Source organism: Acidovorax sp. ST3, assembly GCF_003231145.1.
Classification (GTDB): Bacteria; Pseudomonadota; Gammaproteobacteria; order Burkholderiales; family Burkholderiaceae_C; genus Acidovorax.
Genome location: NZ_QKVP01000002.1, coordinates 447,644 through 471,544, shown reverse-complemented (window position 1 = coordinate 471,544; position 23,901 = coordinate 447,644). Strand labels below are relative to the sequence as shown.

At 66.0% G+C, this 23,901-nt stretch carries 20 protein-coding genes; 13 read left to right on the top strand and 7 right to left on the bottom strand.

Features of this window, described 5'->3' with window-relative positions; translation table 11 throughout:
- Positions 1-8 precede the first annotated feature (8 nt).
- Both DNK89_RS07060 and lolD read left to right on the top strand, forming a co-directional pair.
- Positions 9-1,262 (top strand): lipoprotein-releasing ABC transporter permease subunit, encoded by a 1,254-nt coding sequence (locus DNK89_RS07060; RefSeq protein ID WP_110959493.1) that lies wholly within the window; start codon positions 9-11, stop codon positions 1,260-1,262.
- 152 nt (positions 1,263-1,414) lie between these two features.
- Positions 1,415-2,101, top strand: a complete 687-nt coding sequence (gene lolD / locus DNK89_RS07050) for a lipoprotein-releasing ABC transporter ATP-binding protein LolD (RefSeq protein ID WP_056646649.1) — start codon at positions 1,415-1,417, stop codon at positions 2,099-2,101.
- An 879-nt stretch (positions 2,102-2,980) separates the two neighbouring features.
- On the opposite strand, the gene DNK89_RS07040 is transcribed toward lolD, so the two are convergent.
- The 4 genes from DNK89_RS07040 to DNK89_RS07025 form a co-directional block, all read right to left on the bottom strand.
- A complete protein-coding gene (locus tag DNK89_RS07040) occupies positions 2,981-4,027 on the bottom strand; it encodes a VWA domain-containing protein (protein ID WP_060984567.1) in 1,047 nt (348 codons plus the stop codon).
- A gap of 67 nt (positions 4,028-4,094) precedes the next feature.
- On the bottom strand, positions 4,095-5,132 hold the full coding sequence (locus DNK89_RS07035) for a DUF58 domain-containing protein (RefSeq protein WP_110959491.1): 1,038 nt from the start codon (positions 5,130-5,132) through the stop codon (positions 4,095-4,097).
- Positions 5,133-5,143: 11 nt separating this feature from the next.
- Positions 5,144-6,160, bottom strand: coding sequence for a MoxR family ATPase (locus DNK89_RS07030; protein ID WP_110959490.1), 1,017 nt, complete (start codon positions 6,158-6,160; stop codon positions 5,144-5,146).
- Between the two features lie 53 nt (positions 6,161-6,213).
- The gene (locus tag DNK89_RS07025; protein WP_110959489.1) at positions 6,214-7,161 is read right to left on the bottom strand and encodes a S1C family serine protease; all 948 of its coding nucleotides are present in this window, start codon (positions 7,159-7,161) and stop codon (positions 6,214-6,216) included.
- 147 nt (positions 7,162-7,308) lie between these two features.
- On the opposite strand from DNK89_RS07025, the gene DNK89_RS07020 reads away from it, so the two are divergent.
- The 8 genes from DNK89_RS07020 to DNK89_RS06985 all read left to right on the top strand — a co-directional run bounded on the left by DNK89_RS07020 (position 7,309) and on the right by DNK89_RS06985 (position 16,202).
- The gene (locus tag DNK89_RS07020) at positions 7,309-8,148 is read left to right on the top strand and encodes a TatD family hydrolase (protein ID WP_110959488.1); all 840 of its coding nucleotides are present in this window, start codon (positions 7,309-7,311) and stop codon (positions 8,146-8,148) included.
- 134 nt (positions 8,149-8,282) lie between these two features.
- On the top strand, positions 8,283-8,912 hold the full coding sequence (locus DNK89_RS07015) for a DNA-deoxyinosine glycosylase (protein WP_110959487.1): 630 nt from the start codon (positions 8,283-8,285) through the stop codon (positions 8,910-8,912).
- A complete protein-coding gene (locus DNK89_RS07010; protein WP_110959486.1) occupies positions 8,913-9,677 on the top strand; it encodes a spermidine synthase in 765 nt (254 codons plus the stop codon).
- Between the two features lie 13 nt (positions 9,678-9,690).
- On the top strand, positions 9,691-11,484 hold the full coding sequence (locus DNK89_RS07005) for a GspE/PulE family protein (RefSeq protein WP_110959485.1): 1,794 nt from the start codon (positions 9,691-9,693) through the stop codon (positions 11,482-11,484).
- 196 nt (positions 11,485-11,680) lie between these two features.
- On the top strand, positions 11,681-12,169 hold the full coding sequence (locus tag DNK89_RS07000; RefSeq protein WP_015013056.1) for a tripartite tricarboxylate transporter TctB family protein: 489 nt from the start codon (positions 11,681-11,683) through the stop codon (positions 12,167-12,169).
- 15 nt (positions 12,170-12,184) lie between these two features.
- The gene (locus DNK89_RS06995; protein ID WP_015013057.1) at positions 12,185-13,696 is read left to right on the top strand and encodes a tripartite tricarboxylate transporter permease; all 1,512 of its coding nucleotides are present in this window, start codon (positions 12,185-12,187) and stop codon (positions 13,694-13,696) included.
- Positions 13,697-13,815: 119 nt separating this feature from the next.
- On the top strand, positions 13,816-15,114 hold the full coding sequence (locus DNK89_RS06990; RefSeq protein ID WP_110959484.1) for a DUF3422 family protein: 1,299 nt from the start codon (positions 13,816-13,818) through the stop codon (positions 15,112-15,114).
- A gap of 188 nt (positions 15,115-15,302) precedes the next feature.
- Positions 15,303-16,202: a DMT family transporter gene (locus DNK89_RS06985; protein ID WP_110959483.1), complete on the top strand. Its 900-nt coding sequence runs from the start codon at positions 15,303-15,305 to the stop codon at positions 16,200-16,202.
- A 56-nt stretch (positions 16,203-16,258) separates the two neighbouring features.
- On the opposite strand, the gene DNK89_RS06980 is transcribed toward DNK89_RS06985, so the two are convergent.
- Both DNK89_RS06980 and DNK89_RS06975 read right to left on the bottom strand, forming a co-directional pair.
- Positions 16,259-17,299, bottom strand: coding sequence for a M48 family metalloprotease (locus tag DNK89_RS06980; RefSeq protein ID WP_110959482.1), 1,041 nt, complete (start codon positions 17,297-17,299; stop codon positions 16,259-16,261).
- A gap of 12 nt (positions 17,300-17,311) precedes the next feature.
- Positions 17,312-17,887: an SH3 domain-containing protein gene (locus tag DNK89_RS06975; protein WP_255575862.1), complete on the bottom strand. Its 576-nt coding sequence runs from the start codon at positions 17,885-17,887 to the stop codon at positions 17,312-17,314.
- 114 nt (positions 17,888-18,001) lie between these two features.
- Between DNK89_RS06975 and DNK89_RS06970 the strand changes: the two genes are divergently transcribed.
- The 3 genes from DNK89_RS06970 to DNK89_RS06960 all read left to right on the top strand — a co-directional run bounded on the left by DNK89_RS06970 (position 18,002) and on the right by DNK89_RS06960 (position 22,764).
- Positions 18,002-18,832, top strand: a complete 831-nt coding sequence (locus DNK89_RS06970; RefSeq protein ID WP_110959480.1) for an SDR family oxidoreductase — start codon at positions 18,002-18,004, stop codon at positions 18,830-18,832.
- A 150-nt stretch (positions 18,833-18,982) separates the two neighbouring features.
- The gene (locus DNK89_RS06965) at positions 18,983-20,098 is read left to right on the top strand and encodes a TRAP transporter substrate-binding protein (RefSeq protein ID WP_238990715.1); all 1,116 of its coding nucleotides are present in this window, start codon (positions 18,983-18,985) and stop codon (positions 20,096-20,098) included.
- Positions 20,095-22,764, top strand: coding sequence for an EAL domain-containing protein (locus DNK89_RS06960; RefSeq protein WP_110959478.1), 2,670 nt, complete (start codon positions 20,095-20,097; stop codon positions 22,762-22,764). The genes DNK89_RS06965 and DNK89_RS06960 overlap by 4 nt, the downstream gene beginning before the upstream one ends.
- A gap of 103 nt (positions 22,765-22,867) precedes the next feature.
- On the opposite strand, the gene DNK89_RS06955 is transcribed toward DNK89_RS06960, so the two are convergent.
- Complete coding sequence (locus DNK89_RS06955; protein ID WP_110959477.1) at positions 22,868-23,767, bottom strand: DMT family transporter; 900 nt, start codon at positions 23,765-23,767, stop codon at positions 22,868-22,870.
- Positions 23,768-23,901: the final 134 nt, after the last annotated feature.

Sequence of the window (23,901 nt, the reverse complement as noted above, 5' to 3'; positions counted from 1 at the left end):
GATAACTAATGAAAATCCCCTACGAACTGGCCCTGGGCTGGCGCTACACCCGCGCGGGCCGCGCCACGCGGCGCAATGGCTTCATCTCGTTCATCTCGGGCGTGTCCATGCTGGGCATCGCGCTGGGGGTGGCGGCGCTGATCATCGTGCTGTCGGTGATGAACGGCTTTCAGAAAGACGTGCGCGACCGCATGCTGAGCGTGGTCTCGCACATCGAGATCTTTGCGCCCCTGGGGGCCGCACTGCCCGACCCGGCGCTCACCCTGGCCGAGGCCAAGAAGAACCCGAACGTGATCGGTGCCGCGCCTTTTGTGGCGGCCCAGGCCCTGCTGGCGCGCGGTGAGGATATGAAAGGCGCATTGGTGCGCGGCATCGACCCAGCGCTCGAAGGCGCGGTGACCGACCTGGCCGCCACCAACGAGAAGACGCTGAACCTTCTGGTGCCCGGCGAGTTCCGCGTGGTGCTGGGGGGCGAGCTGGCCCGTGCCCTGGGCGTGCGGGTGGGCGACCCGGTGACGCTGATAGCGCCCGCCGGCCAGGTGACGCCCGCAGGCGTGGTGCCGCGCCTCAAGCAGATGACGGTGGCGGGCACGTTTGACTCGGGCCACTACGAATACGACTCGGCCCTGGTGCTGCTGCACCATGAGGACGCGCAGCGCATCTTCCGCTTGGAAGGCCCCACGGGTGTACGCCTCAAGCTCAAGGACCTGCACCTGGCCCGCGAGGTGGCGCAGCAACTGGCGCAGTCTCTGAGCGGCCAGCTACTGATCCGCGACTGGACGCAGCAGAACCGTACCTGGTTCGCCGCGGTGCAGCTCGAAAAGCGCATGATGTTCATCATCCTCACGCTCATCGTGGCCGTGGCGGCGTTCAACCTGGTCTCCACGCTGGTGATGACGGTGACCGACAAGCGCGCTGACATCGCCATCCTGCGCACGCTGGGCGCCAGCCCCAAGAGCATCATGGGCATCTTCGTGGTGCAGGGCGCGATGGTGGGTGTGATTGGCACGCTGGTGGGCCTGCTGCTGGGCCTGGGCATCGCCTTCAACATCGACGTGATCGTGCCGGCCATCGAGCGCGCACTGAACGCGAGCTTTTTGCCCAAGGACATCTACCTCATCAGCAAGATGCCCAGCGAGCCGCAGAGCAGCGACATCGTGCCCATTGCGGTCATCTCGCTGGTGCTGGCCTTTGTGGCCACCCTGTACCCCAGCTGGCGCGCCAGCCGTGTGAACCCTGCCGAGGCGCTGCGTTATGAATGATGAGAAACACCCCCCTGAGACGCTCCGCGTCTTCCCCCCGCTCTCGCATTGCTGCGCAATGCGGGCAGAGGGACGCAGCCAGCGCGGCGGGGCGGCCCTTGCGCGGCTGCCCCGACCTGGCGAGCGCCAGTTTCATGCCATGGATCACTGAGATGAATGCTGTAAACAACACCGTGGTGCTGGAAGCCAAGGGCCTGACCAAACGCTTTACCGAAGGCCGCCTGGACGTGACCGTGCTCAAGGGCGTGGACCTGCAGATCCATGCGGGCGAAACGCTGGCGATTGTGGGTGCCTCGGGCTCGGGCAAGAGCACCTTGCTGCACCTGCTGGGCGGGCTGGACGCACCCACGGCGGGCACCGTGCGCCTGAAGGGCGAGGAAATGTCGTCGCTGTCGGCAGAGCGCCAGGGGCAGTTGCGCAACCAGCATCTGGGGTTCATCTACCAGTTTCACCACCTGCTGCCGGAGTTCAGTGCGCTGGACAACGTGGCGATGCCGCTGCGCATTCGCCGTCTGCCGTTGGCGCAGTGCCATGCGGAGGCGGAGCGGGTGCTGGCGTCGGTCGGCTTGAAGGAGCGGCTGATGCACCGGCCGGCCGAGCTGTCGGGCGGTGAGCGCCAGCGGGTGGCCATTGCGCGGGCGTTGGTGACGCGGCCCGCTTGCGTGCTGGCGGATGAGCCTACGGGCAATCTGGACCGGAGTACGGCTGACGGGGTGTTTGATTTGATGCTGCAGTTGGCGCGGGATCAGGGGACGGCGTTTGTGATGGTGACGCACGATGAGTCGCTGGCGGCGCGGTGTGACCGGGTGATGCGGTTGGTGTCTGGGGTTTTGGGGTGATTTTGGCTGGATGCGCTAGTGGGATATGCGCTGATAGCTATGCTTTTTGAAGCGCTCTCCTTCCGTGCCAAGGGCTGTGTGCCTGGTTAACGGTATGCCTTGATGGAGGGCGGAGGCCGGGAGTCGCCCCGGTGGGCGAGGTACTTTTCTTTGCTTCGCCAAAGAAAAGTACCCAAAAGAAAGGCGACCCCCAGTCTGCGACCCCTTCGCGGTGCGAAGGGGCAAACCTGCGTCGTGTCGGTTGCGGGGTGCGCCGTGGAACTCACTGCGCTGCGTAGCAGCTTCATTCAGACATCCACGGCGAGTCAGTTCACGAAGCACGCGCGCTGCGACGCGCGTGCCACCCCATAATCGCCCCGCCGCAGGCGCAGCCAGCAGGGGTGGGGCAGCCGAACATCCAAACAACCGAACAGCCAACATCCATTTGGGCCATCGCTGCGCTCGGCCCAGTTTGCGCAGCGCGTGGCGCTTGCGCCCGCGAGTTGGGGCCGAGCGCAGCGATGGCCTGTGTGGATGTTCTGCTCCCTTGCCCCTCTGGATGTGCCGAGGAGCGCAGGGTTTGGCGGATCAGGGCTCGCGTGTGTCTGAGCGACGCGCAGCGGCGCGAGTTGAGCGAGACCCCGCCAAACCCGAGCACCGCAGGTTGCCCCGGCGCGTAGCGGCGGGGACGCAGACAGCGGGGTCGCCCTTTCTTCGGATCCTTTCTTTCGGCGACGCGAAAGAAAGGGACTCGCATGCCGGGCGACTCCCGGCCTCCGCCCTAAACCTAGGCATGCCGTCAACTAGGCACACAGCCCTTTGCACGGGGGGAGAGTGCTTCAAAAAGCATAGCTACCAGCGCATATCCCACTAGCGCATCCAGCCAAAATCACCAAAAAATCACATCACCCGCCCATACCACCACACCGACAACCCCGCCGCCACCAACGCCAGCACCGCCCCCAACAACGCCAGCAAAGAAGAAATCTCCGTCTCCTTCTTCTCCACCGTCAGCCGCGAACTCAGCGTCTCATACACCTTCTTCAGGTCTGCTGCTGTCGCCGCATGAAAGTACTCGGCATTGGTCCGCGCAGCCACCGCCTTCAGCGTTTCCTCATCCAGCCGCACCCGCATCGACCAGCCCTCAAAGCCAATGGTCTCGCCCTGCACCGTGCCCACCCCCACCGTGTACACACGCACCCCCCGGTCGGCCGCCCACTTGGCGGCTTCCAGCGGGTCCACGCCTGTGGTGCGCTGGCCGTCGGTCAGCATGATGATGGCGGCCGAGTTGTACGAGCCCGGGGCCACGGGCGTGAAGGTCTTGGCGGGGTCCTGTTGCTTGCCCAATTCTTCGATGGGCCTGGGGCGCATGGCCTGGCGGCCGCCCAGCGCGGCGATGTCGATGCCCGCGTCGGGGAAGATCGTGGCCAGCGACAGCATGATGCCGTTGCCCGTGGCCGTGCCGCGCTGCAGCTGGAAGCTGTCGATGGCTTTCACCAGGTCTTCACGGCTCTGGGTGGGCAGCTGGGCCAGCTGGGCGCTGCCCGCAAAGGCCACGATGCCCACGCGCACATGCCGCGGCAGGTCGGCGATAAAGGCCTTGGCGGCGTTCTGGGCGGCGGTGATGCGGTCGGGCTCCACGTCGGCAGCGCGCATGCTGCCCGACACGTCCATGGCCAGCATGATGGTCTGGTCCTGCGAGGGCAGGGTGATGACGGCCAGCGGGCGCGCAGCGGCCAGCAGCAGGGCCACCAGGGCCAGCAGGAACAGCGCGGGCGGGATGTGGCGGCGCAGGTGCTGGCCCGGGCCCATGGCCTCGCGCACCAGGGACAGGCTGGAGTAGGTCAGCGCTGTTTTCTTGCGCCGGTGCAGCAGCCACCAGTACAGCAGTACCAAGAGGGGCACAGCCAGCAGCAGCCAGAGCAGGGTGGGCCAGAGAAAAACCATGGTGTGTGTCCTTGGTGGCGTGTACAGCGTGTGCGGCGGGTGACTAACTAATCAATCCATCGATCGGTCAGGCGGCAGCCGCCTGTGCAGCAGGGCCTGCGGATGCCGATGCGGGGACGAGAGGGTGGCTGTGCGCCCGCACCCGGCGCTGGCGCAGGTCCATGAAGCGCAGCAGGGCGTCGACCAGGTCGTCGTCGGTGCACAGCTCCAGCGTGTCGGCACCTGCGCGCGTCAGGCCTTCACGCAGCGCGGCCTCGCGGTCGGCGGCCAGCTGGGCAAAGCGGCGGCGAAAGCCCGCGTCGTGCGTGTCCACCTGCAGTTGCTCGCCGCTTTCGGCATCGCGCAGCGTGACCAGGCCCACGTCGGGCAGTTCCAGCTCCAGCGGGTCGAGCAGGCGCACGGCCACCACGTCATGCCGCTGGGCCAGCTGGGCCAGGGGCTTTTCCCACCCAGGCGCGCTGATGAAGTCAGACACTACAAACACGGTGGACCGGCGCTTGAGCGTGGCCAGTCCGGTCTGCAGCAGCCGGTGCAGCTCGGTGGCGCCGCCACCCGTCTTGGGCAGAGGCACCGGGGTTTTGGAGGGCAGCAGCTTGTGCACCAGGTGCAGCACATGGGCACGGCTGCTGCGCGGGGGCAGCACGGCGTCCACCGCGCGCGCCGCCTGCGGGCTGGCGCCGCCGTACAGCACGGCGCCCACACGATTGCCGTGTCGGGTGAGCAGGCGCGAAAGCACGGCCACAAAGCCGGTCAGGATGTCGCGCTTGGCATGGCCGGTGGGGCCGAAGCTGATGGACGGGCTCAGGTCCAGCAGAAACCAGGCCGACATTTCGCGGTCTTCGGTGAACACGCGCACATGGGGCGTGTTCAGCCGCGCGGTCACGTTCCAGTCGATGTGGCGCACGTCGTCGTGGGGCTGGTATTCGCGCAAGTCGGTCAGGTCCAGGCCACTGCCACGCATCAGTGTGCGGTAGTCGCCCTGCAGCAGGCCGTCCAGCCGGCGGATCACCTTCCACTCCAGCTCGCGCAGCAGCCGGTCGGCCTGCCCGGGCAGCGTGGGCAGGGTGTGCACCGTGGCGGAGGCTTCATGTGGCTTGCTGGTCATGGCGGGCGGACTCAAGCGGCCTTTTGTTCGTGGTGCAAGGGGCGCGCCGGTGCCGGGATCTTGGCCATGATGCGCTGTATGAGCGCGTCGGCATCCAGCCCCTCGGACAGCGCCTCGTACGACAACGTCACACGATGGCGCAGCACGTCGGCTGCCAGGTCGGTCATGTCTTCGGGCAGCACATAGTTGCGCCCGCGCAGCATGGCCAAGGCCTGCGCGCCCTCGGCCAGCGCAATGGTGGCGCGCGGGCTGGCCCCGCAGCTGATGTAGCCGGCCAGGTCTTTCAGACCATGCCGCGCGGGCTCGCGCGTGGCGGCCACCAGCTTCACGGCGTACTGCAGCATCGACGGGTCCACATACACCGTGCGGCATTCGGCCTGCAGCGCCGCCAGCTGCGCCGTGGTGGCCACGGGCAGCACCTGCACGGGCACATCGAGCGCGCGCTGGGCGATGACGAACTCTTCTTCCTCGGTGGGGTAGCCCAGCAGCACCTTCATCATGAAGCGGTCCACCTGCGCCTCGGGCAGCGCGTAGGTGCCTTCGGTCTCGATAGGGTTCTGCGTGGCCATCACCAGGAAGGGCTCGGGCACCTTGTGCGTCTCGCCCGCAATGGTCACCTGGCGCTCCTGCATCACCTCCAGCAGCGCGCTCTGCACCTTGGCGGGCGCACGGTTGATTTCGTCGGCCAGCAGCAGGTGGGTGAACACCGGCCCCAGCGTGGTGCTGAACTCGCCGGTTTTCTGGTTGTACATGCGCGTGCCCACCAGGTCGGCGGGCACCAGGTCGGGCGTGAACTGGATGCGCTTGAAGCTGCCCTGGATGGTGCTGGCCAGCGTCTTCACCGTCAGCGTCTTGGCCAGGCCCGGCACGCCTTCGACCAGCAGGTGGCCCTGGGCCAGCATGGCGACCATGACGCGCTCCAGAAAGCGGTCTTGCCCGACCACCACGCGTTTGACCTCGTAGAGCACCTGTTCCATCAGCGTGGCGGTGGCAGCGTTCGATGCATTGGGCGATGTGCTGGACGACATGGGGCTCCTTGCGATGATGGGTGGGACGGTGGTGATGGTGGGGCGGTGTGCGGTCAGAACGGCGGCATGCCGACGGCAGACGCTGCGTTCTCGATGGGCACTGCAAAGCCGATGCCGATAAAGGTGCGCGCCTGCGTGGGGTTGAGGATGGCGGTGACGATGCCCACCACCTCGCCGTCCAGCGTCACCAGCGGGCCGCCCGAGTTGCCCGGGTTGGCGGCGGCGTCGAACTGGATCAGGTTGCTGAGCTGGCGCTTGCCCTCGGGCGACGTGAATTCGCGCTGCAGGCCGGACACCACCCCCGCCGAGGCCGAGGGGCCGATGCCAAAAGGAAAGCCCACGGCCACCACATGGTCGCCCGGGCGCAGGTTCTGGGTGGACCGCAGGGTGGCGGCCTCCAGGTCGTCGGGCACCTTGTGGGCCTGCAGCACGGCCAGGTCGTTTTCGGGTTGCACGCCGGTGATGCTGGCCGTGGTCTCCAGCCCGTCGTGGAAGGTGATGCCGATGCGGTCTGAGCCCGCCACCACATGCAGATTGGTCAGGATGACGCCCTTGTCCACAATGACCACGCCCGTGCCAATGCCGCGCTCGACCTCTTCCTTGCCGTTCTTGCTGCGCCCGTAGCCCACCACGCGCACCACCGAGGGGCCGATGCTCTCCACAGCCCGCGCGGCGGCAGAGGGTGGGGTGGTGGTCTCCAGCGTGCGCAGCACGGCCGCGTCGATATCGTCCTGGGTGATCTTGCGGGCTGGGCTGCGGGTGTTGTGCCAGGCGCTGGCGACCAGCAAGGCCGCCAACAGCACCACGATGGTCCACAGGGCGACCAGCTGGCGTTTGAATGCGCGGGAATTCGGGGGCGTGGAGGCAGCGGTGGCGGCGTTCGTCGCTGGCGAATCATCTGCGGGCGGCGCTGCGGAGGCCACGGCTTCGGTGGCGTCCACTACCGCAGGCGTGCGGCTGCGGGCGGAGCGGGAGCTGCTGTAGAGGGCGGGCCGGGGCATCCTGTCACCTTTGCTCGTACACGCCAGGGCCTGGCGCACGCAAATGACAGTAGCACGGTTTGCCGGCAAATGCACATGCAGGGCTACACAGGCTCAAGGCTCTCAACGATCGCAGCCTTTGCGGACGGCATCGGGCATCATCGGCGCATGACTGCCTGGATCGATACCCACTGCCACCTCGACGCCCCCGAGTTCGACGCCGACCGCAGCGCGGTCCGCGCCCAGGCGGCGGCGCATGGTGTTTGCCACTGCGTGATTCCGGCGGTAGAGCGCAGCAACTGGGACACCGTGCGGGCTCTGGCGCACCAGCATGGGGACAGCTATGCGCTGGGCATTCATCCCCTCTATACAGGGCGCGCCGAGGAGGAGGACCTGCAGCATCTGGCCGGGTACTTGGAGCAGCACCATGCTGACCCGCGCCTGGTGGCGATTGGCGAGATCGGCCTCGATTATTTTGTGCCGGGTCTCGACCCGGTGCGCCAGGAGCGGTTTTACCGCGCGCAGCTGCAGCTGGCCCGGCGGTTTGACCTGCCGGTGATCCTGCATGTGCGCCGTTCTGCCGACAAGCTGCTCAAGGGCCTGCGGAATTTGCCGGTGCGCGGTGGCATTGCGCATGCCTTCAATGGCAGCCTGCAGCAGGCGCAGGCGTTCATTGCGCTGGGCTTCAAGCTGGGATTTGGCGGTGCGGTGACCTATGACCGCGCCCTGCAGCTGCGCCGCCTGGCCACCGAGCTGCCCGGCGATGCGCTGGTGCTGGAGACCGATGCGCCCGACATTCCCCCTCACTGGCTTTACACCACCGCCGCAGAGCGCGCAGCAGGGCAGCCCCAGGGCCGCAACAGCCCGGGGGAGCTACCCGGCATTGCGGCCGTGGTGGCCCAGTTGCGCGGCGAGTCTGTGCCGGCGCTGGCTGGCAGCACCCGGGCCAATGCGTTGGCCGCGTTGCCCCGGCTGGAGAGTCTGCTGGCAGACGCGCAGCCATCGTAGGGTGGATGAGGGATCGGCAAGAATGATGATTGGGGAGAAATTTGGGAGTTGGACGCCCTGTGGCAAAGGGCCGACAGCTATCTTTTTTGTGCTGCCGGACGGGGCTGACCGTCCTTTGGGGCCAAAATTGCCCCATGCCTCCAGCCCCTGTTGCCGCCGATCCGTCTGTGGCCGCCGCTCCTGACGCCGTCGGCCCATCCACGCGCTGGCTGGGCTTGCCGCCAGTGGCAGGTGCGCGCACCGTGGTGCTGGTGCTGGGCAGTTTCCCGGGGGCTGCGTCATTGCAGGCCCGCCAGTACTACGCGCACCCCCAGAACCACTTCTGGAAGATCCTGCAGGCCTTGTGGCCCCAGCATCCGTTGCCCCCGGCCGGACCTAACGGCTATGCGGACCGCTGCGCCTGGCTGCTGGACCGCGGCCTGGGCCTGTGGGACGTGTACCAGAGCTGCGAGCGCGAGGGCAGCCTGGACACCAGCATCCGCAACGCCCGGCTCAACGACTTTGCCGCGTTGCGCGGTGTGTGCCCTCAGTTGGCCGCGCTGGCGCACAACGGTGCGGAGAGTTTCCGGCACGCCCCGGCGGCGCTCGCCGCGCTGGGGGCTGCCGGGCAGCCGACGCGCTTGCCGCATGATGTGGGGGAGTCAGGCGCGCGGCCCATCGAGGCCGTGCGCCTGCCATCGACCAGCCCGGCCAACGCCTCCTGGAGTTTTGAACGTAAATTGACCGCTTGGGCCGATGTGATGGCCCGGCACGGATTGCTGTGAATGGCCCGTAAAAAAGAAACCTTGCAAGAACTGCCCGAAGTCAGCGTGTCTGACGATGGCGAAGTGCGCCACCTGCACCTGGGCACACCCTGGATCCAGGGCTCCATGCGCATCGACGAGCCCTTTGCCCTGGAGCTGGAATACGTGCAGCGCATGATGGCCTGGCTGCTGTTTGCCGACCTGGCGCAGGTGTCCAAGGGCCATGCCATGCAGCTGGGCCTGGGGGCGGGTGCCATTACCAAGTTTTGCCACAAGAAGCTGCGCATCTGCACCACCGCCATCGAGCTGAACCCGCAGGTGCTGGCCGTGTGCCGCCAGTGGTTCAAGCTGCCGCCCGACGGCCCCAAGCTGCGCATGGTGCTGGCCGACGCGTCCAAGGAGATCCAGAACTCCATGTGGTTGGGCACGGTCGATGCGCTGGCCGTGGACCTGTACGACCACGAGGCCGCCGCGCCCGTGCTCGACAGCCCCGACTTTTATGCCGATTGCCGCGCGCTGCTCACGGAAACAGGCTGCATGACCGTGAACCTGTTCGGCCGCGCGTCGAGCTTTGACCGCAGCCTGCAGAGCATGGCGCAGGCGTTTGGCGAAGACGCGCTGTGGGCGTTCAAGCCCACACGCGAAGGCAATACGGTGGTGCTGGCGCAGCGCACCCCCACGCGGCCCAAGCGCGCGGAGCTGGCCGAAAAGGCCGAGGCCATCCAGGCGCGCTGGGACCTGCCCACTTCCAAATGGCTGCGGGTGTTCAAACCCGTAAAGCCCTGAAAGGATTCTTGCAATGAATGCTCCCGTCGTGACGCCGGAACGGCTGAAATCGGCTTCGCACATTGGGCCTGTGGATTGGCGCCGTGTGGTGCAGTGGCTCAGTGATGACAAGGTGATCTCGCACGAGGAAGCGCAGCGCACCGTGGGCCGCTGTTCGCAGGCCGAGAGTTCTCAGCACGCCCTGGTGCGTCTGGCCAACGTGGCCATGGAGCGGGCGAGCGATGGCAAGCCACTCGACATCGAGGCGCTGACTGAGTACCTGGCCCGGCGGGCGGGTCTGGCCTATATGCGCATCGACCCGCTCAAGGTGGATGTGGGGCGTGTGGCCGACACCATGAGCGCCACCTATGCGGAGCGCCACAAGGTGCTGCCTGTGCAGGTGACCAGCAAAGAAGTGGTGGTGGCCACGGCCGAGCCCTTCATCGACGACTGGGTGGCCGAGGTGGAGCGCCAGTCCCGCAGATCTGTGCGCCGGGTGGTGGCCAATCCGCAGGACATTCACCGCTTCACGGCCGAATTTTTTGCGCTTGCCAAGTCGGTGCGCGCGGCGCAGAAGGCTGGCGGCAGTTCGGGTGGCAACAGCTTTGAGCAGCTGGTGGAGCTGGGCAAGAGCAACAAGCAGCTCGACGCCAACGACCAGGGCGTGGTCAAGGTAGTGGACTGGCTCTGGCAGTACGCCTTTGACCAGCGTGCCAGCGACATCCACTTGGAGCCGCGCCGCGACCAGGGCGTGATCCGTTTCCGCATCGACGGTGTGCTGCACCCGGTTTACCAGATGCCCATGGGTGTGCACAACGCCATGGTGGCGCGCATCAAGCTGCTGGGCCGCATCGATGTGGTGGAAAAGCGCCGCCCCCAGGACGGTCGCATCAAGACGCGCAACCAGCGGGGCGAAGAGGTGGAAATGCGCTTGTCCACCCTGCCCACGGCGTTTGGCGAAAAGATGGTCATGCGCATTTTTGACCCCGACAACGCGGTCAAGGACCTGGATGCCCTGGGCTTTGCGCAGCACGATGCGCAGCGCTGGGAGGCGCTAGTCAAGCGCCCGCACGGCATCATCCTGGTGACGGGACCCACAGGCTCGGGCAAGACCACCACGCTGTACTCCACCCTCAAGCGCGTGGCGACCGAAGAGGTCAACGTGAGCACGGTGGAAGACCCGATCGAAATGATCGAGCCCAGCTTCAACCAGACCCAGGTGCAGCCGCAGCTCGACTTCAATTTTGCCGAAGGCCTGCGCGCCCTCATGCGGCAGGACCCCGACATCATCATGGTGGGCGAAATCCGTGACCTGGAGACCGCCGAGATGGCCATCCAGGCCGCGCTGACCGGCCACTTGGTGTTCTCCACCTTGCACACCAACGATGCGCCCAGCGCCATCACCCGCATGATGGAGTTGGGGGTGCCGTCGTACCTCATCAACGCCACCCTGCTGGGTGTGCTGGCACAGCGGCTGGTGCGCACGCTGTGCAAGCAGTGCAAGCAGAAGGACGAGTCCGCGAGCCGCGAAGCGCTGACCGAGGTGGTCAAGCCCTGGAAGATCAGCGGCAGCTACCACCCGTACAAGCCGGTCGGCTGCGTGGATTGCCGCATGGGCGGTTTCCGAGGCCGCATGGGGCTGTATGAATTGCTCACCGTCAGCGAGGCGCTCAAGGACAAGATCACCCAGGCGCCTTCCATTGATGTGTTGCGTCGGCAGGCTGTGCAGGACGGCATGCGTCCCCTACGCTTGGCGGGCGCGCTGCGCGTGGCCGAGGGGCTGACCACGATGGAGGAGGTGATTGCCGCCACACCGCCCTTGGAGTGAGCGAAGGGGAGGGGCGGGCATTCCTCTGCGGTCACCCTGCCGTCCTCCCGAGTGGTTTTCGAGACAGTCTCCAGGGCGACACGCCCTGCGGTGCAGGCCTGCAAGGCGTTACCGGATGTAGGTGGAATCCACATCGCGCCGCCCCCTCCTTGCCAGCACAATCGCGCAGTCGAGAATTCCGTCAAGGAGACAATTCGTGAAAATCAAGAGTAATAAAGACTTTGCGTCCGGGCTCATGTTCATGGGCGTCGGGACCGCATTTGCGTGGGGTGCGACCACCTACAACGTAGGGACCGGTGCACGCATGGGCCCTGGCTACTTTCCGTTGCTGCTGGGCATTTTGCTGGCCATCATTGGTCTGGTGATCACTTTCAAGGCGATGACTGTGGAAACCGCCGATGGCGACAAGATCGGCAAATGGGCCTGGAAGCCGCTGTTCTTCATCCTGGCAGCCAACTTTGCCTTCGGCATTCTGCTGGGCGGCTTGCCCAGCCTGGGCATCCCGGCCATGGGTCTCATCGTGGGCATCTATGCACTGACCTTCATCTCTAGCTTGGCTGGCAATGAGTTCAATGCCAAGGGTGTGTTTGTTCTGGCCACCGTGCTCGCCATTGGCAGCTATGTGGCTTTTGTGTGGGCGCTCAAGCTGCAGTTTCCTGTGTGGCCGAGTTTCATCGCAGGTTAAGCAGGAGCACCGACCATGGATTTGATTAACAACTTGTCGTTGGGTTTTGGTGTTGCGTTCACCTTCCAGAACCTGATTTACTGTTTTGTCGGCTGTTTGCTCGGTACGCTGATCGGCGTGCTGCCAGGCATTGGCCCTGTGGCGACCATCGCCATGCTGCTGCCCGCCACCTATGCGCTGCCCCCCGTGGCTGCGCTGATCATGCTGGCCGGTATCTACTACGGCGCCCAGTACGGTGGTTCGACCACGGCCATCCTGGTGAACCTGCCCGGTGAGTCTTCGTCGGTGGTGACCGTGATCGACGGCTACCAGATGGCGCGCAAGGGCCGGGCGGGGCCCGCGCTGGCGGCTGCAGGTTTGGGCTCGTTCTTCGCAGGTTGCGTGGGTACGCTGATCCTGGCGGCCTTTGCGCCTCCGTTGACGGAAGTCGCGTTCAAGTTCGGTCCTGCCGAATACTTCTCGCTGATGGTGCTGGGTCTGATCGGTGCCGTGGTGCTGGCCTCGGGTTCGCTGCTCAAGGCGGTGGCCATGATCGTGCTGGGCCTGCTGATGGGCTTGGTGGGTACCGACGTGAACTCGGGTGTGGCCCGTTTCAGCTTCGATATCCCTGAGCTGACCGACGGCATCGGCTTCGTGACCATCGCCATGGGCGTGTTCGGTTACGGTGAAATCATCGCCAACCTGTCGCGTCCTGATGAAGACCGTGAAGTGTTTACAGCCGAGGTGCAGGGCCTGTTCCCGACCAAGGAAGATTTCAAGCGCATGTTTCCTGCAGTGCTGCGTGGTACTGCATTGGGCTCAGCCCTGGGTATCTTGCCTGGCGGCGGTGCGTTGCTCTCTGCCTTCGCTGCTTACACCATCGAGAAGAAAACGAAACTGCACCCTGGTGAGGTGCCTTTTGGTCAGGGCAATATCCGCGGCGTAGCGGCCCCTGAGTCGGCCAACAATGCCGGTTCGCAGACTTCGTTCATCCCGCTGCTGACGCTGGGTATTCCTCCCAACGCCGTGATGGCGCTGATGGTGGGTGCCATGACCATCCACAACATCCAGCCTGGTCCCCAGGTGATGACGAGCAACCCCGAACTGTTCTGGGGCCTGATCGCCTCGATGTGGATCGGCAATGCGATGCTGGTGATCCTGAACCTGCCGCTGATCGGTATCTGGATCAAGCTGCTCACCGTGCCTTACCGCTGGCTGTACCCGTCCATCGTGCTGTTCTGCGCGGTGGGTGTGTATTCCACCAACAACAACACCTGGGATATCTGGATGGTGGGTGGCTTCGGTCTGGTGGGCTATATCTTCCACAAGCTGGGCACCGAGCCTGCACCATTGCTGCTGGGCTTCATCCTCGGCCCGATGATGGAAGAGAACCTGCGCCGTGCGCTGCTGCTGTCGCGTGGCGACTGGAGCGTGTTTGTCACTCGTCCGCTGTCGGCTGGTCTGCTGGCTGCTGCGGCTTTGTTGCTCATCATCGTGCTGCTGCCAGCCGTGAAGAACAAGCGCGAAGAAGCCTTCGTGGAAGACTGATCCTTCTCTGCGGACTTTCTCACCCTGACCAACGGCACCTTCGGGTGCCGTTGTTTTTTGGGCAGTGGCGTCCACATGGCACGGCTGTCGGCGGTACACAATTGCGGGCAGAGGTCCGCATGTCCACACCCTTTCATCCCACGCAGCATCCCCATCGGGCGATGCTGCACAACGAAATCCACGCCCGCCCGCCCGAGGCGATGAATGCGCCGCTGGCCATCGCACACATCGTCATGCTGGCCGATGCTGCCGGGCGCGAGGCCAGTCGTGCCCATGTGGCCGCGCTGCTGCGGGACCATCACATGGCGCTGCCTGATGCACAGACCACCCACCTGCGCATGGATCTGGGCGCTTTTCGCCTGCGGTGGGAGCTGCACACCGAGTTTGTCACCTGGACCTTCATGGTCCCGGCGCCGGTCGAGGCTTTTGGAGAGCGGGAGCCGGTCAGTGCGGTGAACTCCGTGCCCCGCGACTGGCTGGCCGCGTTGCCGGGCCAGTGCCTGTGCAGTCTGAACCTCTGGGTGCTGCCCACCCATACGTTTGGCTCGGGCTCGCTGGTCAAGCATGTGCTGCATGAGGACACGCTGGTGGCGTCCACCGTGGCCGATGGCCATGGCGAGGTGTACACCGACTTCGCGATCCATGCCGACGGTTTCTCGCGCATGGTGTTGCTAGCGGGTGGTATGACACCCAGGCGCCTGGGGCGCTTGGTGCAGCGCCTGCTGGAGATAGAGACCTACCGCATGGCCGCTTTGCTGGGCCTGCCGGCCGCCCGCGAGGCAGCCAGCGTGCTGGCCTTTGCCGAGCGTGAACTGGCGGCGCTGGCTGAAGCCATCCGCACAGCCAACCGCGACGACGAGCCAGCTTTGCTGGACCGGCTGACGCGCCTGGCCGGGCAGGTGGAGAGCCAATACGCAGCCACACATTCGCGTTTCTCGGCCAGCAGCGCCTACTTTGAATTGCTGGACCGCCGCATCCAGGATATTGCCGAGTCGCGCCTCGCGGGCATGCAGACAATCCGGGAGTTCATGGACCGGCGTCTGACCCCTGCGCGCAGCACCTGCGAGTGGGCGACCCGGCGGCAGGATGCGCTGTCGCAGCGGGTATCGCGCATGAGCAACCTGCTGCGCACCCGGGTAGAGATCGAGCAGCAGCAAAGCAGCCAGGCGCTGCTGACCACCATGAACCACCGGCAGGATTTGCAGTTGCAGATGCAGTCCACGGTGGAGGGGCTGTCTGTGGCGGCCATTACCTATTACATCGTCGGGCTCGTCAGCTATCTGGCGAAGGGCGCGCAAAAGCTGGGGTGGCCGTTGTCGCCGGAGACCACGGCAGCCCTGGCGATTCCGGTGGTGGCGGCCGGGGTGTGGTGGTCACTGCGGCGCCTGCACCAGCGGGTGTTCGACAAACACCGCTGAGGGCGCAGGTGGTGATCGGCCGGACTGCGCGGGAACTCGTTGAACCCGTGCGCCATCGCTGATCAAGGGGGCGCCCGCACAGAGGTTCGATGGCCTGCTGCCGCCGCATCGTGTCACACTGGGCGCCACTTTCTGACGCCTTTTGGTCGGCAGACCATCCAACGGGCGATTCGCACCCCTGCATATCCGTGACCACTGAAAAGAAGAGCATTGCGACCGGCCTGGTGCTGGCATTCCTGGGTTCCATCGCGTTCAGCGGCAAGGCCATCATCGTCAAGCTGGCCTACCGCCATGGGGTGGATGCGGTCACGCTCATCATGTACCGCATGCTGTTTGCACTGCCCATCTTTGCCGTGATGGCGTGGTGGGCGAGTCGGGGCAAGCCACCGCTTACCCGCAAGGACTGGCTGGGCGTGCTGGGCCTCGGGGTCACGGGCTACTACCTGGCAAGTTTTCTTGACTTTGCCGGGCTGGCCTACATCAGTGCCAGCCTGGAGCGGCTGATCCTGTACCTCAACCCCACCCTGGTCGTGCTACTGGGCTGGGCGCTGTATGGGCGCGGCATCCGCTGGGCCCAGGCCGCCGGCATGCTGGTGAGCTACAGCGGCGTGGTGCTGGTCTTCGGGCACGAGGCCAACCTGCAGGGCGCCAATGCTGCCTGGGGCACGTTGCTGGTGTTCCTGAGCGCAGTCAGTTACGCCATCTACCTGGTCTACAGCGGCGAGATGGTGCAGCGCCTCGGTTCGCTGCGACTGGTGGGGCTGGCGACCACGGTGGCGTGCCTGTGCTGTCTGCTGCAGTTTGTGGTGCTGCGCCCGTTGAGTGCTGCGGTGGTAGCCCCGGAGGTGATCTGGTTGTCGGTGCTCAACGCAACCCTGTGCACGGCCGCGCCCGTGCTGATGGTGATGATGGCCATAGAGCGCATTGGCGCGGGCATGGCCGCGCAGACGGGCATGGTGGGCCCGTTGTCCACCATCCTCATGGGCGTGTGGATTCTGGGGGAACCCTTCACAGCGTGGGTGGCAGCGGGGACGGTGCTGGTGATGACGGGCATTTTCATTTTCACCCGCATGGCGCGCAGGCCCTGACAGACCCCATCTGGCAGCCCTCTCGGGCCCTAGTACAGGGGCGGCCTTGCTTGTCTTTACGACGTCTTCTTCTTGGGGGCTGCCTTGCGGGCGGGTGCCTCGGCAGGTGCTGCGGGTGATGGCACCGCTGCGGCGGCGGGTGCAGCCTTGGGGCTCATGCGCTGGGCCACCGTCACGGGGGCCGAGCCGGTGAAACCATCGAGATTCTTGCCCATGGCCAGCTCCAGCTGCTCCAGGCGCGCCTGTGCTGGTGGGTGCGTGGCCAGTGCCAGCGTGAAGGCCGGGTTGTCTGGCGTTGCGGTGCGCAGCTGCTGCAGCACCGACACCAGTCCGTAGGGGTCGAAACCTGCACGGGTGGCCAGGGCCACGCCGGTGCGGTCTGCATCGTACTCGTCGGTCTGGTCCAAGCCGCGCGCATACAGATTGCGTCCCAGGGCCAGGAACTGCGAGGCCACCACGCTGCCCACGGCGTTGGTCTTGATCTGGGAGGCCACCAACTGCGTCAGCATGCCGGACTGGGCCGTCTTGCGGATCGCCAGCAGGTGGTGCTTGGCGGTGACATGGGTGATTTCGTGGGCCAGGATGCCCGCGAGTTCGGCCTCGTCGGCACAACGGTCAATCAGCCCCTTGGTCACAAACACATAACCCCCCGGGGCTGCAAAGGCGTTGTAGCCGGGGTCGTCCAGCACGACAAAAGTCCAGGGCAGGTTGGGGCGGGGGGATTGCAGGCTGATCCAGCGTCCCAACTGGTTCACGTAACGTTGCAGCGCCATGTCGGGATGCAAGGGCTTGCTGCCCAGCAGCACGGCCGACAGCTGCCGGCCGATCTCGATCTCGCGGGGCTCGTCAATGCTCTCGACCGAACGGGTGAGCATGCTGATGAGGTCATCCCCCTGGCCCGCGGGCGCGCCCCCGCCGGTGATGGCGCCCAGGAGGCCGCCACCCGTGTTGCTGGTAGTGCTGCCACCGCCACCGAGGGCGTTGAGCAGGTTCATGACTCCCTGGCTCTGCCCCTGGCTGGGCAGCAGGGTCAGGGCCAGGGCGGTGCAGGCCGTCGCGATCAGCCGGATGCGGGGAAGGGAATGGGGCAGGCGCATGGCAGCTCTCGCTCAGTTGGGGCTGAAATTGGGGTCGGACGGATTGTTGGACGAGCCTGTCGCTCCCGATCCGCCGCTGGAGGAGGGCCGGGGTGGTTCGGCCAATGGCGCTACATTGCGCGGCTGCAGCGACGCATTGCTGGCGAACTGGCGGGCCTGGTCGGCATTCACGCGCAGTCCCTCGGCCTGGGTCACCGCCGCAGGGTTGGGTTGCGCCTTGGCGATGTCTTCAGCGCCCAGGCCCCGGATACCCACGGTGGATGTGGCGGTCGTGGTACTGCCGCTGTTGTTGCCAAACAGGCTTCCCAAACCGCGAATTCCGCTGGTGGCGGCATTTCCACTGGTGGGCGCTGTTCCGGACTGGGGGCCCAGGTCAAACATGTGAACCCAGCCTGTGGCGCCTTGGGGGGTACTGACCTTGGTCCAGGGGCCCTTGCGCTCGCTGGTTCGCGTGACCACCGCATTGGCTTCCAGGGGTGCCACGCTGGCACCGCTTTCTGCGGGACTGTCCCTCAGCTGGGTCGCGCGTTTGACGACGGCTGCCTCCTGCGCGTGTGCTGGGGCAGCCAACAAGGGCAGTACGGCCATCGCGGCCGATGCCAGCCAAGAGGCCAGGGCTCTGCAGTGCAGCCGAATCATTTTGTATCTCTCCACTTATGATTTGTTGTGGCTGCGGCTCGCAGCGTGAAACCGGAGATTGTTATGGATTTGGGTATTGCAGGCAAATGGGCGCTGGTGTGTGGCGCGAGCAAGGGGTTGGGTTATGGCTGCGCGCAGGCTTTAGTGCGTGAGGGGGTGAATGTGGTCATCAACGCCCGCAATGCAGAGGCGCTGAACCAGGCTGCTACCCGTTTGATAGCTGAAGGCGCAGCTGCAACGGGCGTCAGCAGCCAGAAGGGCGCAAGCCCGCAGGTGCTGGCCGTGGCGGCCGACATCACCACCCCTGAGGGGCGTGCGGCAGTGTTCTCGGTGGCCGGAGGACCTGGTCGTGACTTCGACATCGTGATCACCAACGCAGGGGGGCCGCCCACCGGCGATTTCCGCGACTGGAACCGCGATGCCTGGATCAAGGCCGTGGACGCCAACATGCTCACCCCCATCGAACTGATTCAGGCCACCGTGGATGGCATGGCTGCGCGTGGGTTTGGCCGCATCGTCAACATCACCTCCAGCGCCGTGAAGGCACCCATCGACATCCTGGGCCTCTCCAACGGCGCACGCAGTGGTCTCACGGGGTTTGTGGCGGGCGTGTCGCGCAGCAAGGTCGCAGCGAGCGGGGTGACCATCAACAATCTGTTGCCCGGCAAGTTCGATACCGACCGCTTGGCCGCCACCGTCAACGCGGCTGCCAGCAAGGCGGGCAAGAGCGTTCAGGAAGTGCGCTCTGCCCAGCAGGCACAGATTCCGGCCGGGCGCTACGGCACGGCGGAAGAGTTCGGTGCCATCTGCGCCTTCCTGTGCAGTGTGCAAGCGGGCTACATGACGGGGCAGAACGTGCTGGCCGACGGCGGGGCCTATCCCGGCACGTTCTGAGGTGGTTCGGGCCCGGCGTGGTCTGCGGGCTGACCCGCCGCAGAGGTTCTGCAGAACGGGAGGCAGTCGTGGTGTTTTGCCGACAGCTTTACCGGAGCGCTGAATAATTGGTGGAATACTGCGGGCCAGCGCCCGCTATCGCCCGACGCCATGCATCTTGCCCACACATCCATCCTGCCGCGCCTGAAACGCCACTGCACCGTGCTGTGCCTGGCGCTGGGTGTGGCGGGGGCTGTGCAGGCTGCGGGCGCCGCCAGCACGCCCGGTGCAAACAGCGCTGCGACGGCACCCTATCGGCTGCGCATCGTGGGCGGGCTGGCGGGCATCAGCCAGTACACCCGGCAGGAAGAGCCTTTCTGGACCAAAGAGCTGTCACGCCTGAGCGCCGGACGTTTCCAGGCCGAGATCGTGCCCTTTGACCGTGCCGGTGTGCCCGGGGCCGAGATGCTGCGGCTGTTGCAGCTGGGGGTGGTCCCATTCGGCACCACCCTGATGAGCTCCTTCACGGCGCAATACCCCGAATACACCGCGCCCGACCTGGCGGGGCTGAACCCCGACATTGCCACGCTCAAGACAACGCTGGCGGCTTTCCGTCCTTACCTCGAAAAGGCGCTGCGCGAACAGCATGGTGTCGAGGCGCTCGCCATCTACGTGTATCCGGCGCAGGTGGTGTTCTGCAAAAAGCCGCTGCGTACCTTGTCTGAGCTGACCGGCCGCCGTGTGCGTGTGTCGTCGGCCAGCCAGGCTGATTTTGTGGGGGCCTTGGGCGGGGTGCCGGTGCTGACCAGTTTTTCGCAGATCGTGCCCAGCCTGACGGCCGGCAATACCGAATGCGCCATCACCGGCACCATGTCCGGCAACATCCTGGGCCTGCCCTCCATCACCACCCATGTGCACACCCTGCCGGTCACCTGGGGGCTGGCGGTGTTTGGGGCCAACCAGGCCGCCTGGGCGGCCTTGCCGGCCGATTTGCGCACCTTGCTCCAACGGGAGCTGCCCCGCCTGGAGGCCGCCATCTGGGCTGAGTCCGAGCGCGAAACTGCGGATGGACTGGCCTGCAACCGGGGGGCACCCACCTGCAGCGCTGGCACCAAGGGCAGCATGGTGGTGGTGCCGGTATCGCCCCAGGATGAGCGCAGCCGCCAGGAGATCCTCGAATCCACCGTTTTGCCGCGCTGGGTGCAGCGTTGCGGCGCCCGCTGTGCGCAGGTCTGGAACCAGACCATCGGGCCGGCGCGTGGCCTGCAGGCAGCGCCTGCGAAATGACAGAGTCCGCAGCCCCCTCCCGCATCAGGGCCTACGTCTGGGCGGGCGCCGCAGTGTTTGTGGCGGCCGTGGTGGCGGTGGCTGGCACCCTGGCGTGGAACGCCCGCCAGGCCGCGCTGGCCGACAGCGAGGCCCAGGCCACGCGTTTTGTGGCCGGCGCAGAGGCCGCACTCAACCGCTCCCTGCTCGCCGTGGACGTGCTGCTGGCCAGCATGGACGAATTGCTGGGCCTGTCCAACGCCATGCCCAAGTGGCTGGACCCCGACACGGCCAGCCAGCGGCTGCGCGGATCGGCGCGGCAGAACCTCATGGTGCGGTACGTGGCGGTGCTCGACGGCAGCGGCAAGGCGTTGGCGTCGTCCGACCCTGCGGGTGCCAGCCTGTCGGTGCAACTGCCGGCTGGTTTTCTGGAGAGCGTGCTGGAGCAACCGGTATCCACCCTGATGGTCAGCGCGCCGGTGGTGAGCTTTGCCAGTTCCGAGAAGGTGCTGTACTTCGCACGCCATCTCCGCATGGCCGACAGCTCTCGGGTGGTGGCTGTGGCCGAACTGCCGGTGTCGGCCCTGAGCTCAGTGCTGGTGCAGGGCGTGGACATCAGTGGCTTGCAGGTCACGCTGGAGCGGGCCACCGGGCAGCTGCTGCTGAGCGTACCCAACCGCGAAGACGTGACCGCACCCACCCTCGCGCCCCCCATTGGCGATCTGGCCGATCAGGGCCTGGCTTGGCAAGCCCCGGCGCGACTGACGGGCGAGCCCTCGCTGGTGGTGTTCCGGCCCATCCTTTACCAGGACCTGCGCATTGCGGCCAGCATTCCGCTGGACGCGGCGCTTGCCGGCTGGCGCGAACAGCGCGATGCCATTGCGCTGACCACCGCGCTGTTCATTGCCATGATCTTTGCGGCCGGGGTGCTGGCGTTGCGGTATGTGGACCGCATGTCCCAGGCCCGCCTGACCATCGCGCAGTCCAAGGCCACACTGGACCAGGCGCTGGAGTCCATGGTCAGCGGATTTTTGCTGCTGGACAGCCAGCAGCGCGTGGTGCAGTGGAACCGCCAGCTCGAAACCATCCTCCCGTGGCTGCAGGGCGTGATCACGCCCCTCATGCCGTTCCGCGCGGTGCTGGAGGCCACGGTGGAACACCATGTGCCCCGCCTGTCTGACGAGGAGCGCAAGCGGTGGGTGAGCCAGCGCCTGGAGCGGCAAAAGCACCAGCCCGAGCCACGCGAGCAGTCGTACGCCAACGGCAGCACCATCCAGATCACCGAACGCGCCACGCCCGATGGGGGCCTCGTCATCAGCTATCACGACGTGACCGCGCTGCGCAAGGCCAGCACCGAGATCGAGAGCCTGGCCTTCTACGACCCGCTGACCAACCTCCCCAACCGCCGGCTGCTGATGGACCGCATGCAGCAGGCCATTGCTGCCAGCGTGCGCAGCGGCCAGTACGGCGCCCTGCTGTTCCTGGACTTGGACCATTTCAAGACCCTGAACGACACGCGGGGCCATGAGGTGGGCGACATGCTGCTGCGCCAGGTGGCCCAGCGCCTGAAGACTTGCGTGCGACGCGAGGACACGGTCGCACGGCTTGGGGGCGACGAATTTGTGGTCATGCTCAGCGACCTGTCGGTCCACCGCGACGAGGCCGCCGCCCAGGCGCGCCGTGTGGGCGAGAAGATCTTGCGCAAGCTCAACGTACCGTACACGCTGGGCGGCAACGCGCACCACAGCACGCCCAGCATTGGCGCCACGCTGATGGGCGGTACCCTGCAATCGTCGGTGGACCTCCTCAAGGAGGCCGACATTGCGATGTACCAGGTCAAATCGCAAGGGCGCAACGCCCTGTGCTTTTTTGACCCGCAGATGCAGATCGTCATCAGCATGCGCGCGCAGCTGGAGGCCGACCTGCAGATGGCCCTGACGGCGCGGCAGTTTGTGCTGCACTACCAGCCGCAGTTCCACCTGGACGGCCGCATGGTGGGGGCCGAGGCCCTGATCCGCTGGCAGCACCCGGAGCGAGGGCTGGTGGCCCCGGGCGAATTCATTGGTGTGGCCGAAGATAGCGAACTCATCGTGCCCATGGGGCACTGGGTGCTGCGCACGGCCTGCGAGCAGCTGGCGGCCTGGCAGGGGGACGAGCGGTACCGTCACCTGCAGGTGTCGGTCAACGTGAGCGCGCGGCAGTTCCGGCAGCGCGACTTTGTGGCCCGCGTGGTGGAGGTGCTGCGCGAGACAGGCGCCCGGCCGCACCTGCTCAAACTCGAACTCACCGAATCGCTGGTGCTGGACAACGTGGACGACACCATTGCCAAGATCGGCATGCTCAAGACCAAGGGCGTGCGCTTTTCTGTGGATGACTTTGGCACCGGCTATTCATCGCTGGCGTACCTCACGCGGCTGCCGCTGGACCAGCTCAAGATCGACCAGTCTTTTGTCCGCAACCTGGGGGTGCGGCACACCGACGATGTGATCGTGCAGACCATCCTGGGCATGGCAAGCAACCTGGAGCTGGACGTGATCGCCGAAGGGGTGGAAACCGAGGCTCAGAAGGACTTCCTGGCCCGGCACGGGTGTGTGTACTTCCAGGGCTATCTGTTGGGGCGGCCTACCCCGGTGGCCGACCTGGAGGCGTTGATCGAGTCCGCCGCCACGGTCACTGCTCCGGGTTGATCGGCTCAGTCTCAGGGAACTAGCGCTTTTTGCTACTTTTTGTGTAGCGCTTCAGGCAATCAATACGTGAGCTGCCGGCAGTTTGGATCGAAAATTGCGTCCTTCAGCGCCGTGACGACACCACGATGCCGCCCACAATCAGCGCAAACGCCACGCCGTGAAAGGCCTTGGGCGTGTCGCCCAGAAACGCCGCCGACAGCACCCCGGCAAACAGGGGCGTGAGGTTGATGAAAAACCCGGCGGCTGCAGGCCCGGCGCGTTGCACGCCCACCCCCCAGCAGCGGTAGGCCAGCACCGCAGGCCCCACAGCTATGAAGGCCAGGGCGGCAATCAGCGGCCAGCCCCATTCGATATGCGTGCGCCCGCTGGCCCATTCGGCCCCCGCAAAGCTGCCCGACCAGGCCAGCCCAAACACCATCTGTGCCATCAAGAACGCGGCCCAGTCGCCCCGGATGCTGGTGGGCTCGCTGGTGCGTGACAGCAGCCAGCTGTAGAACGCCCACGAGATGGTTGCCAGCAGCATGAACAAATCGCCCGGCACCAGGCGGAAGGCCAGCAGCTGCGACCACTCGCCCCGGCTCAGCACCAGCAGCACACCACACACCGACAGCAGCGCGCCCAGCACCTGGCGCCGCGTGACGGCCGCGCCGAAGAACAGCGCGCCCACAGCCAGCATCCACACCGGCATGCTCGACCCCACCAGCGTCACATTGATGGGCGTGGAGGTCTGCAGCGCCATGTACTGCAGCGCGTTGTAGGCCCCGATGCCCAGCAGGCCCAGCAGCGCGTAGCGGCGCCAGTGCGGCCACAGCGGGCTGTCGGCGCGCAGCACGCCGTGGGCCAGGGGCAGCAGGATGGCAAAGGCCAGCACCCAGCGGATGAAGTTCAGGGTGATGGGGGGAATCAGTTCGTGGACCAGCCGCCCTACCACCGCGTTGCCGGCCCACAGCAGGGGCGGGATCACCAGCAGCACGGCCGTGCCGGGTGTGATTTTTTGAGTCATGGGGCTGCACTGTAACGGTGCAAGCAGGGCCCTGCTGCGGCGGGGCCTCATGTCCCCAAGGCAAATTGGTGCGGGCCATGCCCCCGGCACGGTCGTGAGATTCATGGCAGGATGGCCGCCGTTGTCAGCACCCC